Annotated in this window: 18 protein-coding genes and 1 pseudogene; 14 read left to right on the forward strand and 5 right to left on the reverse strand. The window is 67.1% G+C overall.

The genetic code is table 11. From position 1 onward, the window contains the following. Positions 1-160: 160 nt before the first annotated feature. Complete coding sequence (locus QRM60_RS14180; protein ID WP_285446427.1) at positions 161-1,051, forward strand: TIGR01777 family oxidoreductase; 891 nt, start codon at positions 161-163, stop codon at positions 1,049-1,051. On the opposite strand, the gene QRM60_RS14185 is transcribed toward QRM60_RS14180, so the two are convergent. Both QRM60_RS14185 and QRM60_RS14190 read right to left on the reverse strand, forming a co-directional pair. Then, on the reverse strand, positions 954-2,480 hold the full coding sequence (locus QRM60_RS14185; protein ID WP_285446428.1) for an FAD-containing oxidoreductase: 1,527 nt from the start codon (positions 2,478-2,480) through the stop codon (positions 954-956). The genes QRM60_RS14180 and QRM60_RS14185 overlap by 98 nt on opposite strands. Continuing rightward, positions 2,477-2,941: a DUF4126 family protein gene (locus QRM60_RS14190; RefSeq protein WP_285446429.1), complete on the reverse strand. Its 465-nt coding sequence runs from the start codon at positions 2,939-2,941 to the stop codon at positions 2,477-2,479. Before QRM60_RS14190 ends, QRM60_RS14185 begins: the two co-directional genes overlap by 4 nt. A gap of 263 nt (positions 2,942-3,204) precedes the next feature. On the opposite strand from QRM60_RS14190, the gene QRM60_RS14195 reads away from it, so the two are divergent. The 4 genes from QRM60_RS14195 to QRM60_RS14210 all read left to right on the forward strand — a co-directional run bounded on the left by QRM60_RS14195 (position 3,205) and on the right by QRM60_RS14210 (position 6,193). Further along, entirely contained in the window at positions 3,205-3,870 is a 666-nt protein-coding gene (locus QRM60_RS14195) for a response regulator transcription factor (protein ID WP_076040920.1), read from the forward strand. After that, positions 3,867-5,075: an ATP-binding protein gene (locus tag QRM60_RS14200; protein WP_042595626.1), complete on the forward strand. Its 1,209-nt coding sequence runs from the start codon at positions 3,867-3,869 to the stop codon at positions 5,073-5,075. The genes QRM60_RS14195 and QRM60_RS14200 overlap by 4 nt, the downstream gene beginning before the upstream one ends. A 100-nt stretch (positions 5,076-5,175) precedes the next feature. Next, entirely contained in the window at positions 5,176-5,463 is a 288-nt protein-coding gene (locus QRM60_RS14205; protein ID WP_285446430.1) for a hypothetical protein, read from the forward strand. Between the two features lie 67 nt (positions 5,464-5,530). After that, positions 5,531-6,193 (forward strand): DUF3313 domain-containing protein, encoded by a 663-nt coding sequence (locus tag QRM60_RS14210; RefSeq protein ID WP_285446431.1) that lies wholly within the window; start codon positions 5,531-5,533, stop codon positions 6,191-6,193. Between the two features lie 215 nt (positions 6,194-6,408). Here QRM60_RS14210 and QRM60_RS14215 read toward each other — a convergent pair whose 3' ends face one another. Further along, positions 6,409-7,188, reverse strand: a complete 780-nt coding sequence (locus QRM60_RS14215; protein ID WP_285446432.1) for a histidine biosynthesis protein HisIE — start codon at positions 7,186-7,188, stop codon at positions 6,409-6,411. A gap of 244 nt (positions 7,189-7,432) precedes the next feature. On the opposite strand from QRM60_RS14215, the gene QRM60_RS14220 reads away from it, so the two are divergent. From QRM60_RS14220 to QRM60_RS14260, 9 genes and pseudogenes are all read left to right on the forward strand, one after another. Beyond that, positions 7,433-8,869, forward strand: coding sequence for a Do family serine endopeptidase (locus tag QRM60_RS14220; protein ID WP_014506251.1), 1,437 nt, complete (start codon positions 7,433-7,435; stop codon positions 8,867-8,869). A 115-nt stretch (positions 8,870-8,984) separates the two neighbouring features. Beyond that, positions 8,985-9,347, forward strand: a complete 363-nt coding sequence (locus QRM60_RS14225) for a hypothetical protein (RefSeq protein WP_011038974.1) — start codon at positions 8,985-8,987, stop codon at positions 9,345-9,347. Positions 9,348-9,350: 3 nt separating this feature from the next. Continuing rightward, positions 9,351-9,854: a phage holin family protein gene (locus tag QRM60_RS14230; protein WP_285446433.1), complete on the forward strand. Its 504-nt coding sequence runs from the start codon at positions 9,351-9,353 to the stop codon at positions 9,852-9,854. After that, positions 9,851-10,189, forward strand: a pseudogene (locus tag QRM60_RS14235) (hypothetical protein); the annotation flags it as partial. The gene QRM60_RS14230 and the pseudogene QRM60_RS14235, both read left to right, overlap by 4 nt. A 231-nt stretch (positions 10,190-10,420) precedes the next feature. Next, positions 10,421-11,527, forward strand: coding sequence for an AI-2E family transporter (locus QRM60_RS14240; protein ID WP_011038977.1), 1,107 nt, complete (start codon positions 10,421-10,423; stop codon positions 11,525-11,527). A 93-nt stretch (positions 11,528-11,620) separates the two neighbouring features. Then, positions 11,621-12,352 carry an HAD family hydrolase gene (locus QRM60_RS14245; protein ID WP_042595634.1) on the forward strand — a complete coding sequence of 244 codons (732 nt, stop codon included), beginning with the start codon at positions 11,621-11,623 and terminating at the stop codon, positions 12,350-12,352. Between the two features lie 60 nt (positions 12,353-12,412). Further along, on the forward strand, positions 12,413-13,783 hold the full coding sequence (locus QRM60_RS14250) for a leucyl aminopeptidase family protein (protein ID WP_285446434.1): 1,371 nt from the start codon (positions 12,413-12,415) through the stop codon (positions 13,781-13,783). Positions 13,784-14,025: 242 nt separating this feature from the next. Further along, positions 14,026-15,117 (forward strand): catalase family peroxidase, encoded by a 1,092-nt coding sequence (locus tag QRM60_RS14255; protein WP_285446435.1) that lies wholly within the window; start codon positions 14,026-14,028, stop codon positions 15,115-15,117. Beyond that, positions 15,114-15,656 (forward strand): cytochrome b, encoded by a 543-nt coding sequence (locus QRM60_RS14260; protein WP_011038981.1) that lies wholly within the window; start codon positions 15,114-15,116, stop codon positions 15,654-15,656. The genes QRM60_RS14255 and QRM60_RS14260 overlap by 4 nt, the downstream gene beginning before the upstream one ends. Before the next feature lie 144 nt (positions 15,657-15,800). On the opposite strand, the gene QRM60_RS14265 is transcribed toward QRM60_RS14260, so the two are convergent. Both QRM60_RS14265 and QRM60_RS14270 read right to left on the reverse strand, forming a co-directional pair. Further along, entirely contained in the window at positions 15,801-16,589 is a 789-nt protein-coding gene (locus QRM60_RS14265; RefSeq protein ID WP_042595639.1) for a ThuA domain-containing protein, read from the reverse strand. Positions 16,590-16,770: 181 nt separating this feature from the next. Next, positions 16,771-17,373: a response regulator transcription factor gene (locus QRM60_RS14270; protein WP_014506244.1), complete on the reverse strand. Its 603-nt coding sequence runs from the start codon at positions 17,371-17,373 to the stop codon at positions 16,771-16,773. Positions 17,374-17,459: the final 86 nt, after the last annotated feature.

Raw genomic sequence — 17,459 nt, forward strand, 5'->3', positions numbered from 1 at the left:
CGACGCGCCGGCTTGTCCGGCGCGTTTGCGTTTCAGGCGTGCCGCGTTTCTCGTGCAGCGCGCAGCCGCAGTCACAAACTCGCCCCCCGCACGGCTTCACTCCACTCGCGCCCGCCATCGCCTATGGTGCGGCATCGATACGGCGCACTGGAGCCTGGCAATGCATCTGCTCATCACTGGCGGCACCGGTTTCATCGGCCAGGCACTGTGTCCGGCGCTGCTGGAGGCCGGCCACCAGGTCAGCGTGCTGACCCGCGACCCGCCGCGCGCTGCGCGCACACTCCCCGGCGTGACCACGGTCGCCACGCTCAGCAACAGCTTGCGCGCCGATGCGGTGATCAACCTGGCCGGCGAACCGCTGGCGGCCGGGCGCTGGACCGACGCGCGCAAGCAGCGCTTCCGTGCATCGCGAATCGGCACCACCGAGCAGCTACACACCTGGATCGCCCAGCAGCCGGCCGAACAACGCCCGCGCGTGCTGGTGTCCGGCTCGGCGGTGGGCTATTACGGCGAACGCGGCGATGCCGTGCTGACCGAGGCCGATGGCCCCGGCGATGACTTTTCTGCAGCGCTCTGCCGCGACTGGGAAGCCGCGGCCATGGCGATTGCCGCGCTGGGCCCGCGCGTGAGCTGCGTGCGCACCGGCATTGTCCTGGACCGCGATGGCGGCGCGCTGGCGCGCATGCTGCCGGCATTCCGGCTGGGTGGCGGCGGGCCGTTCGGCAATGGGCGGCACTGGATGAGCTGGATCCATCGCTCCGACATGGTGGGCCTGCTGCAGTGGCTGCTGGAGCACGGCCAGGCCGGCGCCTACAACGCCACGGCACCGACGCCGGTGACCAACGCAGAATTCGCGCGCACGCTAGCGGAAACGCTGCACCGCCCCGCCCTGCTGGCCTTGCCGGCCGGCGTGTTGCGACTAGGCTTTGGCGAAATGGCCGATCTGCTGCTGGTCAGCCAGCGCGTGCTGCCGCAACGCGCGCTCGATGCGGGTTTTCAGCTCCAGTACGTGCGCCTGGACGCAGCCTTGCGCGCCATCCTGCAGCACTGAGCGCACGTACGCGGCCACACGCGGCACCCAGCAGTGCGCGTCGTCGCGTTACTGCGCAGGGGCCAGCGCGCGCCAGGGTCGGCCAGAGCTCGGAGACTGTTGGGTGGATCGGCACCGCCCATTCCAGGGTGTCGATCGGCTGGTCGGCGTTGATCAGGTCGATGATGCCGTGGATGGCTTCGTCGCCGTGCAGACCCAGAATTGCGGCGCCCAGCACGCGCCGGGTCTGCGCATCGGCGACCAGTTTCATCATGCCGATGGTTTCCCCGTTCTCGCGCGCACGCCCCACCTGCTGCATCGGGCGGTGCGCCACCAGCAGGGGCCGCCCGCTGGCACGCGCCTGGGTTTCGCTCATGCCCACCCGGCCCAACGGCGGGTCGGTGAACAGCGCATAGGCCGGCACCCGCTGGCTGAGCCGGCGCTCGGCGCCGTCGAGCAGATTGGCGGCCAGAATCTCGTAATCGTTGTAGGCGGTGTGCGTGAATGCGCCGCGGCCGTTGCAGTCGCCCATCGCCCACACGCCGGGCACGTTGGTGGCCAGTTGCATGTCGACCTGCACATAGCCTTGCGCATCGGTGGCGATGCCGGCGGCCTCCAGCCCCAGGTCGTCGGTGTTGGGCTGCCGCCCGAGGGCCAGCAGCACGTGGCTGGCCACGATCTGCGGCGCGCCCTGCGCGCACTCCAGTTGCACGGCCGCACCGTCGGCATGCGCCGCGAAGGCGATGCAGCGCGCGTCGGTGCGCACCGCGATGCCCTCGTCTTGCAGCATCTGGGCGATGGCCTCGGAGATGTCGGCATCCTCGCGCCCGATCAGGTGCGCGTGCTGCTCCACCACCGTGACCTGCGCCCCCAGGCGGCGAAAGATCTGCGCAAATTCCAGGCCGATGTAGCTGCCGCCGATCACCACCAGATGCTGCGGCAACGTGTGCAGCTGCAGGATCGAGGTGTTGTTCAACGTATTGATCTGATCAAGCCCGGGCAGCTCCGGGGTGCGTGCGCGTCCGCCCACGTTGAGGAAGATGCGCGGTGCGGTGAGTTCTTGCGCGCCGACGCGCAGCCGATCCGGCGCGACAAACCGCGCATGGCCGCGGATCAACTGCACCCCCGGCGTCTGCGCCAGCCACTGCTCCACGCCGGTACGCGCCGCATCGCTGATCGCGTGCGCACGCGCCTTTACCTGCGGCAGGTCGACCTCCACCGGGCCGGCAATGCGCACGCCATAGTCGGCCGCGCGCCGGGCCAGGTGCGCCACGCGCGCGCTCGCCACCAGGGTCTTGGTCGGCATGCAGCCGGTATTGACGCAGGTGCCGCCCACCAGGTGCCGCTCGATCACCGCCACCCGCTGGCCACGTTCGGCCAGGCGCACCGCCAGCGACGGGCCGGCCTGGCCCGCGCCTACCACGATGGCGTCGTAGCGCGTGGCGGTCATGGCAGCAGCACCAGCGCCACACCGCCCAGCAGCAGCGCGATGCCGTCTTCGAGCAGCCCGGCGGGACGGTCGCGCCCCAGCCGCTGTGCCACGGCGGCGCGTGCCGCAGCGCCGCCATAGGTGCCCAGCACCGCACCGACCACGCCGGCCGCTGCGCCGAGCACCCACTGCCCGGCCTGCAGGCCAATCGCCCCGCCGCACAGCGCACCGCTCAGCAGCCGGGTCAGGAACTGCACCGGGACCTTGCGGCTGGGTGTATTGGGCAATTGGTCGGTGATCAGCTCACCCAGCGCCAGCAACGAGACGATCCAGGGGGTGTAGCGCCAGCCCAGCCAGCTCAGCGGCGTCCCGGCCAGCTGCACGTGGCCCAGGGCCGCGGCCCAACTGAGCAGGGCGGGCGCCAGCATCGCGCGCAGCCCGGCCACCACACCCAGCAACAACGCAGCAGGGAGAAGGTCCATGCAACCACTCCTCGTGAAATCAGCGGGATGCCGCGTCGGTGCGAGCCAGGCTCGGACACGGCCGCGATCGCCGCGAGTATAGGCAGCCCAGGCGCTCTCCCTCGCGGCTGAGCCCGTTACTGCGCACGCCGATACCTCTGGCCGGGCCGCCTCTGGTCGGCTGCCCGGGTCGCCCGCGGTGGCGATGCACTAATATTTGCCTAACGACCACAACCGACAGTGCTGCGGAGATCGGACTGGCCCCAGTGCCCGGCGGACCCACCATGCACCTGCTCCTTGTTGAAGACGACACCATGCTTGCCGACGCCATCTGCGACGGCGTCCGCCAGCAGTCCTGGACCATCGACCATGTCGGCACCGCCGCTGCGGCCAGGACCGCGCTGGTGGAACATCACTACACCGCCGTGTTGCTGGACATCGGCCTGCCCGGCGATTCCGGGCTCACGGTGATCCGCTACATGCGGGGCCATTACGACCCTACCCCGGTGATCGCGCTGACGGCGCGCGGCCAGCTCACCGACCGCATCCGCGGCCTGGATGCCGGCGCAGACGACTACCTGGTCAAGCCGTTCCAGTTCGATGAACTGATGGCACGCGTGCGCGCCATCACCCGGCGCAGCCAGGGCCGCGTGGTGCCGTTGCTCACCCAGGGCGAAGTGTCGGTGGACCCGAGCAGCCGCAAGGTCACCCGCAACGGCAAATGGGTGGCGCTAAGCGCGCACGAATACCGCCTGCTGCTGGCCTTGATGGAACGCGCCGGGCGCGTGGTCACCAAGGACCAGCTCGAGGAAGGCGTGTATGGCGGCCCGTCGGAAGGCGGCAGCAACATGATCGCGGTGTACGTGCACCAGCTGCGGCGCAAGCTCGGCGACGAGGCCATCAGCACCATCTATGGCCAGGGCTACATGATCGGCCAGGCGCCCGAATGAGATCCCTGCAGGCGCGCATGCTGGCGACGCTGGGGGCAATCGTGGTGCTGAGCTGGGCAGCCTCGATCTGGATCATCGTGGCGCTGATGTTCCATGGCAAAGACAGCGCACTCGAACACGAACTCACCCATTTCGGTGCGCAGCTGCTGGCGGCACTGCCGGACCCGATCGAACGCCAGATCGCCACTGTCGATGCAGCGCATCTACGCGCCAGGCGCAATGCCCGCGCCCACGACCAAGCTGCCGCCGATGCCGAATCACCCCGCGCCGAACTGGAACGCACGCTCACCGCGATCGTGCTCAATACCAGCCAGCTGGCGATCCTGGGCCTGCTGATGTGGCTGGCGGTGCGCACCTCGCTGCGCCCGCTGCGCGCCATCTCGCACGCCATCGCCCAACGCAAGGGCCTGGACATGGAGCCGCTGCCCTTGCAGCAGGTGCCCGATGAAATCCGCCCACTCGTGACATCGTTCAACACGTTGCTGGCACGCGTGGAAAAGGCCGTGCAAGCCGAACGCGATTTCGTTGCCGACGCCGCACACGAGCTGCGCACACCACTCTCCGCACTGCACGCCTACGCCGAGGTCGCCCTGCGCGCCACCACGCTGGAAAGCAAGGACGCCGCGCTGCAACGCTTGCTGGAAACCGCACGCCGCAGCAATCGCCTGGCCGAACAACTGCTGGATTTGGCCCGGCTGGATGCCGGCATCAGCTCGGCGGCGTATCACCAGGTGGAAATGGCCGAGCTCATCACGCATGTGCTGGACGAATTCAGCGTGCAGGCCGAGGCACGCCACATCAATCTGCAGGTGGAAGCCGCACCGTGCGTGCTGCGCTGCGACGTGGACGCGGTAGGCATCCTGATCCGCAACCTGGTCGACAACGCCATCCGCTACGGGCGCCTGCACGGCACGGTGGAAGTGAGTTGCGGGTATTGCCTGCGCGCAGATCAGCTGCATCCATTCGTGCAGGTCAGCGACGATGGCCCCGGCGTGCCGGAGGACGCCCGCGCCGCGATTTTTGAGCGGTTTTACCGTGTTTCCGGCAACGCGGTGCAAGGCAGTGGCATCGGGCTGTCGCTGGTGGCCGGCATTGCGCGGCTGCACGAGGCACGCATTGAAACTTGCGAAGGCGGCGACGGACGTGGCCTGTGCATCCGCGTGCTGTTCCCGGCCGGCACCACCAGCGGCCCCGCTGCGCGCTGAACACGCAAGCACGCACGGCGCCCTCGGCGCGCGCACCAATACCGTCCCAAACAGTGCTGCCTACAGTGCCTGGAACCGCTCGCATCCAGGATGCACGCCCATGTCCCACTCCATCCGTTCTACCCCGCCCGCTCCCGCTCCGCTGGTGCTGCACGTCCCCGCAATTGCCGCCAACGATAGTGCGCCGATCGCCACCACCGACATGCACGCGGCACCGCCGTATCGCTGCCCCCGCACCGGCATCTGCAATCGCGATATCTGGAGTGCGCTGCCGGACATCCGCAGCGCGCGCGATGCGCGCCGCCTGCAGCACCGCCATTGCGGGCTGCTGTGCCTGGCGGCCACCGGTGTGCTGGTGATGGCTGCGTGCCGGTTGCTGCTGCATTGACTCCGCGTGCCAGCCGCGCTGGTGCTGCTGATCCATTCGTTGTCTCCTTCCAATCAGGTACCCCTGTATGTCGAGCTCTCCTGTTGTTCGCTGGTGCGCAGTGGCATCGGTCGGCCTGCTGCTATGCAGCTGCGCCAGCACCCGGCCACTGCCGTATAGCCAGTTGCCCTCGTCCAGCTATCTGCGTCCGCATGACGGGAGCCGCGGCGACCGCATGCCCTACGCGTATCAAGGCGATGCCGACTGGAGCCGCTACCGCGCAGCGATCGTGGAGCCGGTCAGCATCTATCGCGGACCGGATGCGCAGTTCGAAGACGTCCCCGAGCAGGACAAGCGCATGCTGGCCGAGTACATGCAACAGGAATTCAGCGGCGCCATCACCCAGCGCTGGCAACGCGCCACCACGCCCCTGGCCGACACCGTGCGCATCCGCATCACCCTTACCGGTGCCAAGCCCAATAAACGGGTGATCGGCACCATCATGAAAGTGGATATCGGTGGCGGCTCTTACAACGCGGTGCAGGCCGCACGCGGCAAGGAAGGCGCGTTCTCAGGCTCGGTCAGCTACGCGGTGGAAATCTTCGATGCGCAGAGCAATCGCCTGCTGGCCGCCTACGTCGAGAAGCAATATCCAAGCGCCTTGAACATCAAGGCCAGCCTGGGCGCATACGACGCCGCCAAGGCCGGCATCCGCAGAGGCGCCGACCAGTTTGTGCAAGGCCTGCAGTGAGTGATGCCGTGACTGCGCTGCGCTGCGCGAGGCGGCTTACGCAGACGGCCGCCTGCGCAGACGCAGGTGCGTGCCGCATCCGGGCGTAGTGTTTACGTAGCTCCGCAGCCGATGTGCGTGCAGCGTCTTGCACACCGATCAATTGGTGCGCCGCTGTCACCGCCGCCACTGACAATGAAACAGGCCGGCGCTACTGCACCGCCGGCCTGTGGTTTTCAGCGCGTGCCGCGCGGAAGGGCCTTCTTGACCGCGGCCTTGCGCGCAACGCTGTTCTTGGCCACCACGCGCTTGGCCGGCGATGCGCTGGCGGTGGCGGCTTTCTTCAGTGGCGCCTTTTTCACCGCCACCTGGCGGGTGGCGGTCTGCTTGGCCGCGGGTGCCTTCTTGGCGATCTTCTTGGCAATGGCCTTCTTCACCGCTACCGACTTCACCTGCGCCTTCTTGGCAGCCGAGCGGGTGCCGGCCGTGGCAACCGCCGCCTTGCGCGCAGCCTTGCTGGCAGCGGTCTTGGTGCTCAGTGCCGCCGCTTCGGCCTTGGCATTGGCCTTGGCGGTTTCCAGCTTCAACTTGGTAGTGGCCTTGGTGCTGGCGATCTTCTGCTTGGCCGCGGCCTTGGTAGTGGCAATTTTCTTCTTCGCCGTGGCGGTGGTGCCAGCGATCTTGCGCTTGGCCGTGGCCGCGGTGGTTTCGATCTTGTGCTTGGCTGCCGCCGTGCCGGTCTCGATCGACTGCCGGGTCTTGGCCACGCTGCGCTTCACCGCGCTGGCGGCGGCGCCGGCTTTCTTGACCACGCGTTTTTCGACCTTGACCACGGCCTTGCGCGCCTTGTTGACCCGCTGCTTGACCTGCGTCACCGCGCCATCGGCGGCGTCCTGCACGCTGGCGACCGCGTCACTGGTGGTGCTGGCGATGCTCTGCCCCAGTTCGGTGGCCGTACTTTTCACGCTGTCGACGGCGTCGGACAGGGTTGCCGTCACACCATTGCCATTGCTCATAAGCCCTCCTTCGGGGCGTCAGTGTGGAAACCCGGGGCGGTGCGCACAGGCACGCCGTATTGCTGAATGTGGGGCTGTTCGAGCGGACGCTACGCCGGGCTCAAGCGGCTGTCAACGCAATGCCCACAAGGCCTGTGCGCGACTTTCACCAGCGGTTAAATCGCGCGCTGGCATCTTCGTTCAGCTTGATTTACGCAGTCAGACGCCCTATTCCTCTTCCACCGCGTAACCCGGAATCCGTTGCATGCGACCGCTGCCCACCCTGCTGTCCCTCTCGCTGGCCGCCGCGTTCGGCGGTTTCGCTGCCAGCGGCATCAATGCCTGGCTGGACAATCGCGCCGAAGCCGCGCCCACTGCCGGTGCGGCGTTCACGCTGCCCACCGCCGCCACGTTGCCGGCGGCGGTCGCCGGGCAGCCGGTGCCCTCACTGGCGCCGATGCTGCAGCAGGCCATGCCGGCGGTGGTGAGCGTCAACACCAAGCAGGTGGTGCGCGTACGCAACCCGTTCTTCAATGACCCGATCCTGCGCCGGCTGTTTCCGGAAATTCCGCAGGACCGCATCAACGAGTCGCTGGGCTCGGGGGTGATCATCGATGCGCAAAAAGGCTATGTGCTGACCAACCACCACGTCATCGAAAACGCCGACGACGTACAGGTGACGCTCGGCGACGGGCGCACGGTCAAGGCCGATTTCATTGGCTCCGATGCCGATACCGACATCGCGCTGATCCGCATCAAGGCCGACAACCTCACCGACATCAAACTGGCTGACAGCAACGCCTTGCGCGTCGGCGATTTCGTCGTGGCGATCGGCAACCCATTCGGCTTCACCCAGACGGTCACCTCGGGCATCGTGTCGGCGGTGGGCCGCAGCGGCATCCGTGGGCTGGGCTACCAGAACTTCATCCAGACCGATGCGTCGATCAACCCCGGCAATTCCGGCGGTGCGCTGGTCAATCTGCAGGGCCAGTTGGTCGGCATCAATACCGCCAGCTTCAACCCGCAAGGCAGCATGGCCGGCAACATCGGCCTGGGCCTGGCGATCCCGTCCAACCTGGCGCGCAACGTGGTCGAGCAATTGGTGACCAAGGGCGTAGTAGTGCGCGGCACGCTTGGCCTGGAAACCCAGAACCTCACCCAGCAGATGCTGCAGGGCCTGGGCGTGGATTCGCTGCGCGGTGCGCTGGTGACGCGCGTGCTGCCGGGTTCGGCGGCGGCAGCGGCCGGTGTGCAACCTGGTGATGTGATCGTGGCAGCCAACGATCAACGCGTGGACAGCGCGCAGGCGCTGCACAACTACGAAGGCCTGCAGGCGGTAGGCAGTGCGGTCACGCTGGACATACGCCGCGACGGCAAGCCGCTCAAGCTCAAGGCCACCTTGAAGGAACAGGACCGCGCAGTCACCGGCGACATGCTCGACCCGCGCCTGGGCGGCGCCACCTTCGTGGATCTGCCCGAATCGCTGCGCCAGTCCGGTGTCACCGGGGTCATGGTGAGCGAGGTCAAACGCGGCGGGCGCGCGGCTGCCAACGGGCTGGTGAGCGGCGATGTGATCGTGGCCAGCAGCGTAGGCGAGTTCGCCGACCTGGCCAGCTGGCGGGCCAATTTCCAGCGCAAGCCGCAACAGCTGGTACTACGCATCCTGCGCGGAAACGCCCAGTACGACGCGCTCATGCGTTGACCCGGCGTGCACTGACGAGCGCCTGCCCTAACACCCCCTACACCCTGCCGATGCTATTGCTACCGCACGACCGCACGCTTTCGCGGCTGCCCTCAACGACCGTAGGAGATATCGCATGAGCCCCACCAATACCGAACAGCTGAAGGACAACCTGAGCGAAGCCGGCACCCATCTGAAGTCCGCCGCCAGTGCAGCAGGTGAAGCGGTCAAGGGTGCTACCAGCGCCGCAGGCGATGAGCTCAAGCTGGGCCGTGCCAACGTCAAGGCCGAGCTGTCCGACACCGCGCTTGCGGGCATGGCCGCTGCCGAGTTCGGTGGTGCCGCTGCCAAGGAACAGATGGACGTGCTGGTCAGCAAGGGCAACGACCTGCTCGACAGCGCCACCGATCTGATCCGCGAGCGTCCGCTGGCCGCCTTTGGTGTGGCATTTGCTGCTGGCTGGATCATCGCCAAGCTGGCCCGTAGCAACGACAACTAAGTCGTGAGCGATCAGGCCTCTACTGCTGGCGGCCCGGACGCGCACGACGCACGTCCGGAAACGCCAGGATTGGACGAAAGCGTACGTCAGGTCGGTGCTGCCGGCCGGGCGACGCTGGGATCGGCCAAAGACACCAGCCGTGCCTTGCGCCGCCTGGTGTCGGCCGACCTGCAGCTGGCACGCAGCGCCTTTGGCCGCGGCCTGGCCTGGGCATGTGTGGCGGTGGTGTTTGGCGCCTCGTCCTGGTTGCTGCTGGCCGGTGCCATCATCGCGCTGCTGCAACGTGCAGGGTTGTCGTGGTTCCAGGCGATGTTCTTCACCGCCCTGGCCAGCCTGCTGGTCACCGGCCTCGCCGCATGGCGGGTGTTCTTCTACTTTGATCACACCGGCATGAATGCCACGCGTCGACAACTGGTGCGCCTGGGCATCTTCGATGACGGCAATGACGATGAGACCAGCCCGGCCTCGCCGGCAGCGCCATCGTCCACAACCGGAGGCCGCCCATGAAATTCGGCGCCATGCGTCATCGCGTTGAACGCGCCGAACTGCTGGTCGAAGGCCGCAGTGACGAAACCCGCCAGCATTGGGCGGAGCTGCGTCAGGCATGGACCAGTGGCTGGTCACCGGTGCGGATTCTGGTCGCCGGTTTCGGGCTGGGCTTTGTCGTCGGCCGCAACGAACCGCAGGCTGCACTGGGCAGCATTGCCAGCAAATTGGGCGGCATCCCCAAGATCCTGCAGATGATCAGCACCATCTCGGCGCTGTTTACCGCGCACCGCGCGCAGGAAGCGTCCGAGCAGGCCGAACGCGCTGCCGACAACGCCGAAGAAGTTGCCGCCGACAACAGCGCAGGTGCTGCCATGGGCCCGGTGCCGGTAGACGAACGCACGCTGGCCACGGCCACTGTGGCGCCGGCCCAGGCGACCTACCCGCGTGGCGCACCGCGTGCGGCCGAGGCCGCTACCGAGCTCTCCGAGCATTGAATTCCCGCGCACAGTTCTGTGCGCGGCGTTGACACGTTCTGCTGATAATGGCCCACCGCCGGCACCTCGCCGGCTGCTGCCAGGGCGCGCATGAACTTCCCCGTTGACTCACTGGATGCCGCCGAACCGGCAGACTCGCTTCCGCCACCACCGGCGCCACGCCCGCGTGCACCCGCCTCGTTGGTGGTGTTGGCCACGCTGGCAGTGGGCTACACGCTCTGGGCCGCGCAAACGATCATCCTGCCGGTGATGCTGGCGGCGTTTTTCGCGCTGATCGGCAACCCCATCCTGCGCGGTCTGCGCAAGCTGTACATCCCGCGCTTTCTCGGCGCCTTGATGATCCTGTGCCTGGGCCTGGCCGGCACCGTGGCACTGGCTGCGCAATTGGCGGGCCCGGCGGCCGAGTGGGTGCAGCAGGCACCGCGGCAGATGCGCCAGATCGCCCGCGATGTGCGCGACTTCACCAAGCCGGTGCAGCAGGCCAATCAGGCCGCAGAAAACTTTGCCCGCGCGGCCGGCGGCGAAGGCGCACGCGGCATCCAGATCGTGCGCACGCAGCTGGATGATCCGTACAAATCACTGACCCGCACACCCAAGCTCGCCGCCTCGGTGCTGGCGGTGGTGCTGCTGACGTTCTTCTTCATGGTGTATGGCGAGAGCCTGCAACGGCATGCGATTGCCTTGCTGCCCAATCGTCAGCAGCAACGCTTCACCACCGAAATCATGCTGGATATCGAGCGCGAGGTCTCGCGCTACGTGCTCACCATCAGCGTGATCAATATGCTGGTGGGCCTGGTGTTTGCCGGCATCTTGTACGTACTCAAGATTCCGCTGCCCGAAGCCCTGCTGTGGGGCACCGTGGTGGCGCTGCTGAACTTCGCGCCATACGTGGGCCCGCTGATCGGCGTGATGCTGATGTTGCTGATGGGCTTTGTGGAATTCCGCACCACGTTGTCTTCGCTGCTGCCGGCCATCCTGTATCTGGCGCTGCACACCATCGAAGGCCAGGTGGTTACCCCGATCGTGCTGGGCCGGCGCATGGCGATCTCGCCACTGATGTTGATCCTGGCGTTGATGCTGTTTGGCTGGCTGTGGGGCATGGTCGGCCTGCTGCTGGCGGTGCCGCTGCTGGTGTGCATCAAGATGGTGCTCAGCCGGGTGGAAGGCATGCAGCGCTGGGCGCGGTTGCTTGAGTAGCCGGGAATCGGGAGTTGGGAATCGCAAGAGCAGTGGCTGCGCTCTACCCATTCTCGATTCCCGACTCCCCATTCCCGGGATTACAATCTCGCGATGAGTTTCCAAATCAGCGCCATCACCATCGACCTCGACGACACGTTGTGGCCCTTCGCTCCGATCGGTGCGCGCATCGATCAGGTGTTGTACGACTGGATGTGCGAGCACAGCCCGGTCACCGCAGCGCGGTTCCCGGTGGAGGCAATGCGCGAGTTGCGCGAGCGCAGCTTTGCCGACAACCCGCACCTGCATCATGACCTGAGCGCGCTGCGCAGGCTCACACTGGAGATGGCCTTGCGCGATAGCGGCGGCGATCTGGCGTTGCTGGAGCCGGCCTATGAAGTGTTCTATGCCGCGCGCAATCAGGTGGAATGCTATCCGGATGCGCTCGATGCCTTGGCACGCATCGCCGCGCACGTGCCGGTGGCTGCGCTCAGCAACGGAAATGCCGATCTGGAACGCATCGGCCTGATGCACCATTTCGCCTTCCAGCTTGGCTCGCGCGAACACGGCAGCGCAAAACCCGACCCGAGCATCTTCCTGGCCGCATGCGCGCGCCTGCAGGTGCCGCCCGCGCAGGTGCTGCATGTGGGCGACCATGTGCGCATGGATGTGCTGGGCGCGCTCGATGCCGGCCTGCGCGCGTGCTGGATCAACCGCGAGCAGGCGCAGTGGTCGCACCCCACCCAGCAGCCGGACCTGGAGTTCGACAGCCTGACCGGCCTGGCCGATTGGCTGGACGTGCACCACACACCGGCGGCGCACGCTGGCGTGTGCGTGCCCGGCTAAGCCCGGCGCCTTCTTTCCGCAGCTTTCGCGCGGCATACCGCGCCGCATTCGAGGATTCCCATGTCCCACTTCACCGGTTTCACCGACCCCAGCGCGGCGGCGTTGCCGCTGCATGTCCTCGACCGCGAAGGGTTTGCCAGCTGGTGTGCCGACCAGCCCACCCAGGTGCTTGCATGGGCGCAGGCGCAACGCTTCGACGCCGCACCAGGTAGCGTGCTGCTGCTGCCCGGTGAGCAGGGCCTGGCCGGTGCGGTGCTGGGCATTGGTGACCGCGCCGATGCGTATGCGTATGCGCATGCACCGATGGCGCTGCCGCCGGCCAGCCGCTGGATGCTGGCCACGCCGTTGAACGAAGCCGAACAGGCGCTGCTGCAGCTGGGTTGGGGCCTGGGGGCCTACCGTTTTGCACGCTACCGCAAGGTGCCGCGTGCGCCGGCCGAACTGGCCGCCGCGCCGTCTGCGCATACCCGCGCGCTGATCGAGGCCTGCCTGCAGGTGCGCGACTGGGTCAATACACCCACCGAAGACATGGGCCCGCAGCATCTGGAAGACGCCGCACGCGCGTTGGCGCAGACGCACAGCGCACAGGTCGAGGCGATTGTCGGCGAGCAGTTGCTGACGCAGAACTTCCCCACCATCCATGCAGTGGGCCGTGCCTCGCACCGGGCGCCGCGGTTGATCGTGCTGCGCTGGGGCAAGCCGGAACACCCGCACCTGATGCTGGTCGGCAAGGGCGTGTGCTTCGACACCGGCGGGCTGGACCTGAAACCGGCCGACGGCATGCGCAACATGAAAAAAGACATGGGCGGCGCCGCCCATGCACTGGCGCTGGCCGGGCTGGTGATGGCACAGCAGCTGCCGGTGCAGCTGACGTTGCTGATTCCGGCGGTGGAAAACGCCGTGGGCCCGGATGCATTCCGTCCTGGCGAAGTGATCATCACCCGCGCCGGCGTGAGCGTGGAAGTGGACAACACCGATGCCGAAGGCCGCCTGGTGCTGTGCGATGCGCTCAGCTACGCCAGCGAGCAGCGCCCGGACCTGATCCTGGATTTCGCCACGCTCACCGGCGCGGCGCGCATTGCGCTGGGCCCGGACCTGCCTGCGCTGTTCGCCAACGACGAAGCAGTGGCGCAGGCCTGGTTGGGCGCTGGCGAACGCACCCGCGACCCGGTCTGGCGCATGCCCTTGTGGCGCCCGTACCTGCGGTATCTCAACAGCCATGTCGCCGACATGGCCAATGCCGGCTCGCGCATGGCCGGCGCGGTGACCGCGGCGCTGTATCTGGAACGCTTTATCGCACCGGGCCTGGCGTGGGCGCATCTGGACGTCTACGCCTGGAACGACAGCGACCGCCCCGGCCGCCCCGCTGGTGGCGAAGCACTGGCCTTGCGCTCGGCCTTTGCGATGCTGCAGCAGCGTTACGGCGGCTGAGGCACGCGGCCGGCGCGGCGCGCGCCCGGCATCGTCGGATACCGCGCTGAGACGTGCGGGACGCAGTGCAGGCGCATGCGTTGCAAGCGCCGGTCACACCGGCACTTGTCCGCGCGTTGCCAACATCACACGCTACAAGCAGCGCCCTGCGGATGATGCGGCGCAGGCGTCCTCTGCCGCGGCCATTGCGCGGCCGACCCGGGCGACCGCCACATCACCTCTCGCATCACCCGGAGCCAGCCATGTCGTTGCCACCTCCTTCGCCACACCGCGCACGCAGCCCTGTGGTGCCCTTGCTGGGTATCGCAGCGATCGCCGGCGGCGTTGCGCTTGCGTTCGCCTGGACCGCCGGCTGGATTGGCGGCGACCGGCTCACTGCCGCGCGCATGACCGACACCATCGAATCCAGCGGGCCGCCGCATCCGGGCTTCCGGCGTGCGCATACCAAGGGCGTGTGCGTGAGCGGGCAGTTCCAGTCCAGTGGCAAGGCCACCTGGCTGTCGTCGGCACGCATTTTCAGCCAGCCCAGCACACCGGTGCTGGGGCGCATGTCGATTGGCGGCGGTGACCCGCACGGCGCCGACGGTGCGGCGCGCGTGCGCAGTATGGCATTGCAGTTGCGCAGCGATGACGGGCAGGAATGGCGCACCGCCATGAACAGCTTTCCGTTCTTCGTGGTGGCCACACCGGCCGGGTTTCAGGCGCTCAACGTCGCCTCCAAGCCCGACCCGGCCACCGGCAAACCCGATCCGGCCAAGCTGGCGGCGTTCGGCAAACAGTACCCGGAGGCGGCCAAATTCCAGCAGTGGGCCAAGACCGCGCCGTGGTCGGACAGCTGGGCCAATACCCAATACAACGGCGTCAACGCGTTCCGCGCGGTGGCCGCCGATGGCCGCGAGCGCTACATCCGCTGGTCGATGCGCCCGCACACGCCGTTCAAGGGCTTGAGTGCGGAACAACGCGCGCAGGCCGATGGCGATTTTCTGGCCACCGATCTGGATGCGCGCCTGGCGCAGGGGCCGTTGCGCTGGGACATGGTGGTGACCGTCGCCGAGCCCGGCGACCCGGTGGATGACCCCTCCCAGCCATGGCCGGCGAGTCGCCGCCAGATCGTGGCCGGCACGTTGTCGCTCGACCATGCGCAGCCGCAGGCCAGCGGCCCATGCCGCGATCTCAACTACGACCCGCTGATCCTGCCCAAGGGCATTGCCGCCTCCAACGACCCGATCCTGGCGGCGCGCTCGTCGGTGTATTCGCAATCGTTCAATCGCCGCGAGCGCGAGATCGCCAACGGCAAAGGCAGCGCCGCCACCGGCCAGGGAGCCCACCCATGAGCAGCCGCACCCACTTCAATCTGCCCGCACGCGTGCTGCATTGGCTGATGGCCGCGATGATCCTGACCATGCTGTTCGTCGGCGTGGGCATGGTGGCCTCGGTGACGCAGCGGCCGTGGTTGATCGACCTGCATCGCCCGCTGGGTATCGCCATTTTGATTCTCGCCGTGCTGCGGTTGATCAACCGCCTGCGCAATCGCCCGCCGCCGCTGCCCTCCGATCTGCCGGCCTGGCAGAAGGCAGCAGCCATCGCCTCGCACTGGCTGTTGTACGCGTTGATGCTGGGCATGCCGCTGATCGGTTGGGCAATGCTGTCGGCCGGTGCGTATCCGATCGTGTTGTGGCCGGGCGCGCAGTTACCGCCGATCGCGCCGCATGACCCGGCGCTCTATGCCTGGCTGCGCAGTGCGCATGGCTGGCTGGCGTATCTGTTGTTCGCCACAGTGCTGGGGCATCTGAGCGCGGCGCTGTTCCATGCCTGGGTACGCCGCGATGGCGTGTTTTCCAGCATGGCGCGCGGGGAGCGCTCCGCGCGTTGATGGATGAGGGGGCTCCCTTCTCCCGCCGGGAGAAGATGCTCCGCAGGGGCGGATGCGGGTATGGGCGAAGCATCGGGTTCGCCGCCGTCTAGAGTGGCTTTGCCGCGTACCCTCTCCCCAACCCCTCTCCCGACGGGAGAGGGGCTAGCGCTGGCGTTTTGTCTTGGCCTCTGGCGCAGATGCGTCGATGCCCTTGCCGGTCGCGGCCCAGTAAATCCCGCCGTACAAATGCTCCAGATAGCGTGGGTCGTTGTAGGCCTCGGCCAGATGGCCCAATGCGGTAGCAAAGACGCGGCCACCTTCGAAGTGGTGGTACCACGCCACCGGGTGCTGTTTGCCCATGCCCTTGGCGACCTGGCCGGGCCAGATCAAGGTGGGGTCGTAGCTGGATTCGTCCACCGTCATCAGCGTCACTAACTCATCGCTGTAAGGCGGGTCGTATTCGTACCACTCATCGGTCCACACCCAGCGCGCAGGCAAGCCGGCCGTGGCGGGGAAATTGGCGTCCACCACATCCACCATGGCGGTCTGCATGTAGGGATGGGTGCGGAACGACCGCCCGATCAAATGGTCGTACCACTCCCAGTCGCCGCGCTTGATCGCAAACGCCTTGTGCACTGCAACCACACCGCCGCCGTTACGCACGTACTTCTGAAAGTTGGCGCGCTGGGTGGGATCCAGATCGGTGGCCGGTGTGTTGAGCAAGACGATCGCCGCGTACTGCGACAGATCGCCATCGAAGGCCTTGGCATTCCAGGCCCACACCAGTTCGACGTAATGCTTGCGCGCCATCGCTTCGAACTGCGGCTTGGCGATGGGAATGTAGTCGTGGTGATACTGGTTGGGAATGGCCGCCACCAGAATCTTGAATTGCTCGGCAGATGCGTTGAATGCGCAGGCCAATAGCAGACCCAACAGCCACAGATGTTTCATGCAATGCGCTCGCGTTAATCACCCATCAACGAGTGTACCTGCGCACGCATGGCATGCCTTTCCCCGCATTTTGGAATAGGTGTCCATGCGCGTTCTGCACCACAGACGTCACCACATTACATCGCGCGAGCAACAGCGGAACATCGCGCATGCCTTGCACGCGTATCAGCGCATCACTCGCTCACAACCAGCCTTTTTGCCGCGCCAGGCGATACGCTTCGATGCGATTGGCCACGCCCAGTTTGCCGATGCATTCGGACAAATAATTGCGCACGGTGCCGTGCGACAACTGCAGCTGTTGTGCGATCTCGCTGGCCGAGCGGCCTTCGCCGGCCAGCCGCAACACGGTGCGCTCGCGCTCGCTCAAAGGGTCGGCTTCCACCCAGGCATCCATTGCCAGTTGCGGGTCGATCACCCGCCCGCCGCGCTGCACCGTGCGCAAGGCGCTCACCAGTTGTTCGGCCGGTGCATCCTTGAGCAGGTAGCCGGCCACGCCGGCATCCAGGGCGCGGCGCAAGAATCCGGGGCGCGCAAAGGTGGTCACGATGATCACGCGCACCGGCAACGCCTGCCGCTGGATGCGCTGCGCCAGCTCCAGGCCGGTGAGGGCCGGCATCTCGATGTCGGTGACCAGCACGTCCGGCTGCAGGCGTTGCAGCTCGCGCCAGGCGCTTTCGCCATCGGCAGCGCTGCCGACCACCGTGATGTCGTCTTCCAGGCCGAGCAAGGCCACCAGCGCACCGCGCAGCAAGGCTTGGTCTTCGGCCAACAGGACACGGATCATCGGTCGCGCTCGCATGCATGCAACGGCTGCGCACGATAGCAGCCGCGCGCCTGGCGTGTATGCGACACGCGCACCGACCGATGCGC

The organism is Xanthomonas sp. fls2-241-TYG-148, assembly GCF_030208815.1.
In the GTDB taxonomy this organism is placed as follows: Bacteria; Pseudomonadota; Gammaproteobacteria; order Xanthomonadales; family Xanthomonadaceae; genus Xanthomonas; species Xanthomonas campestris.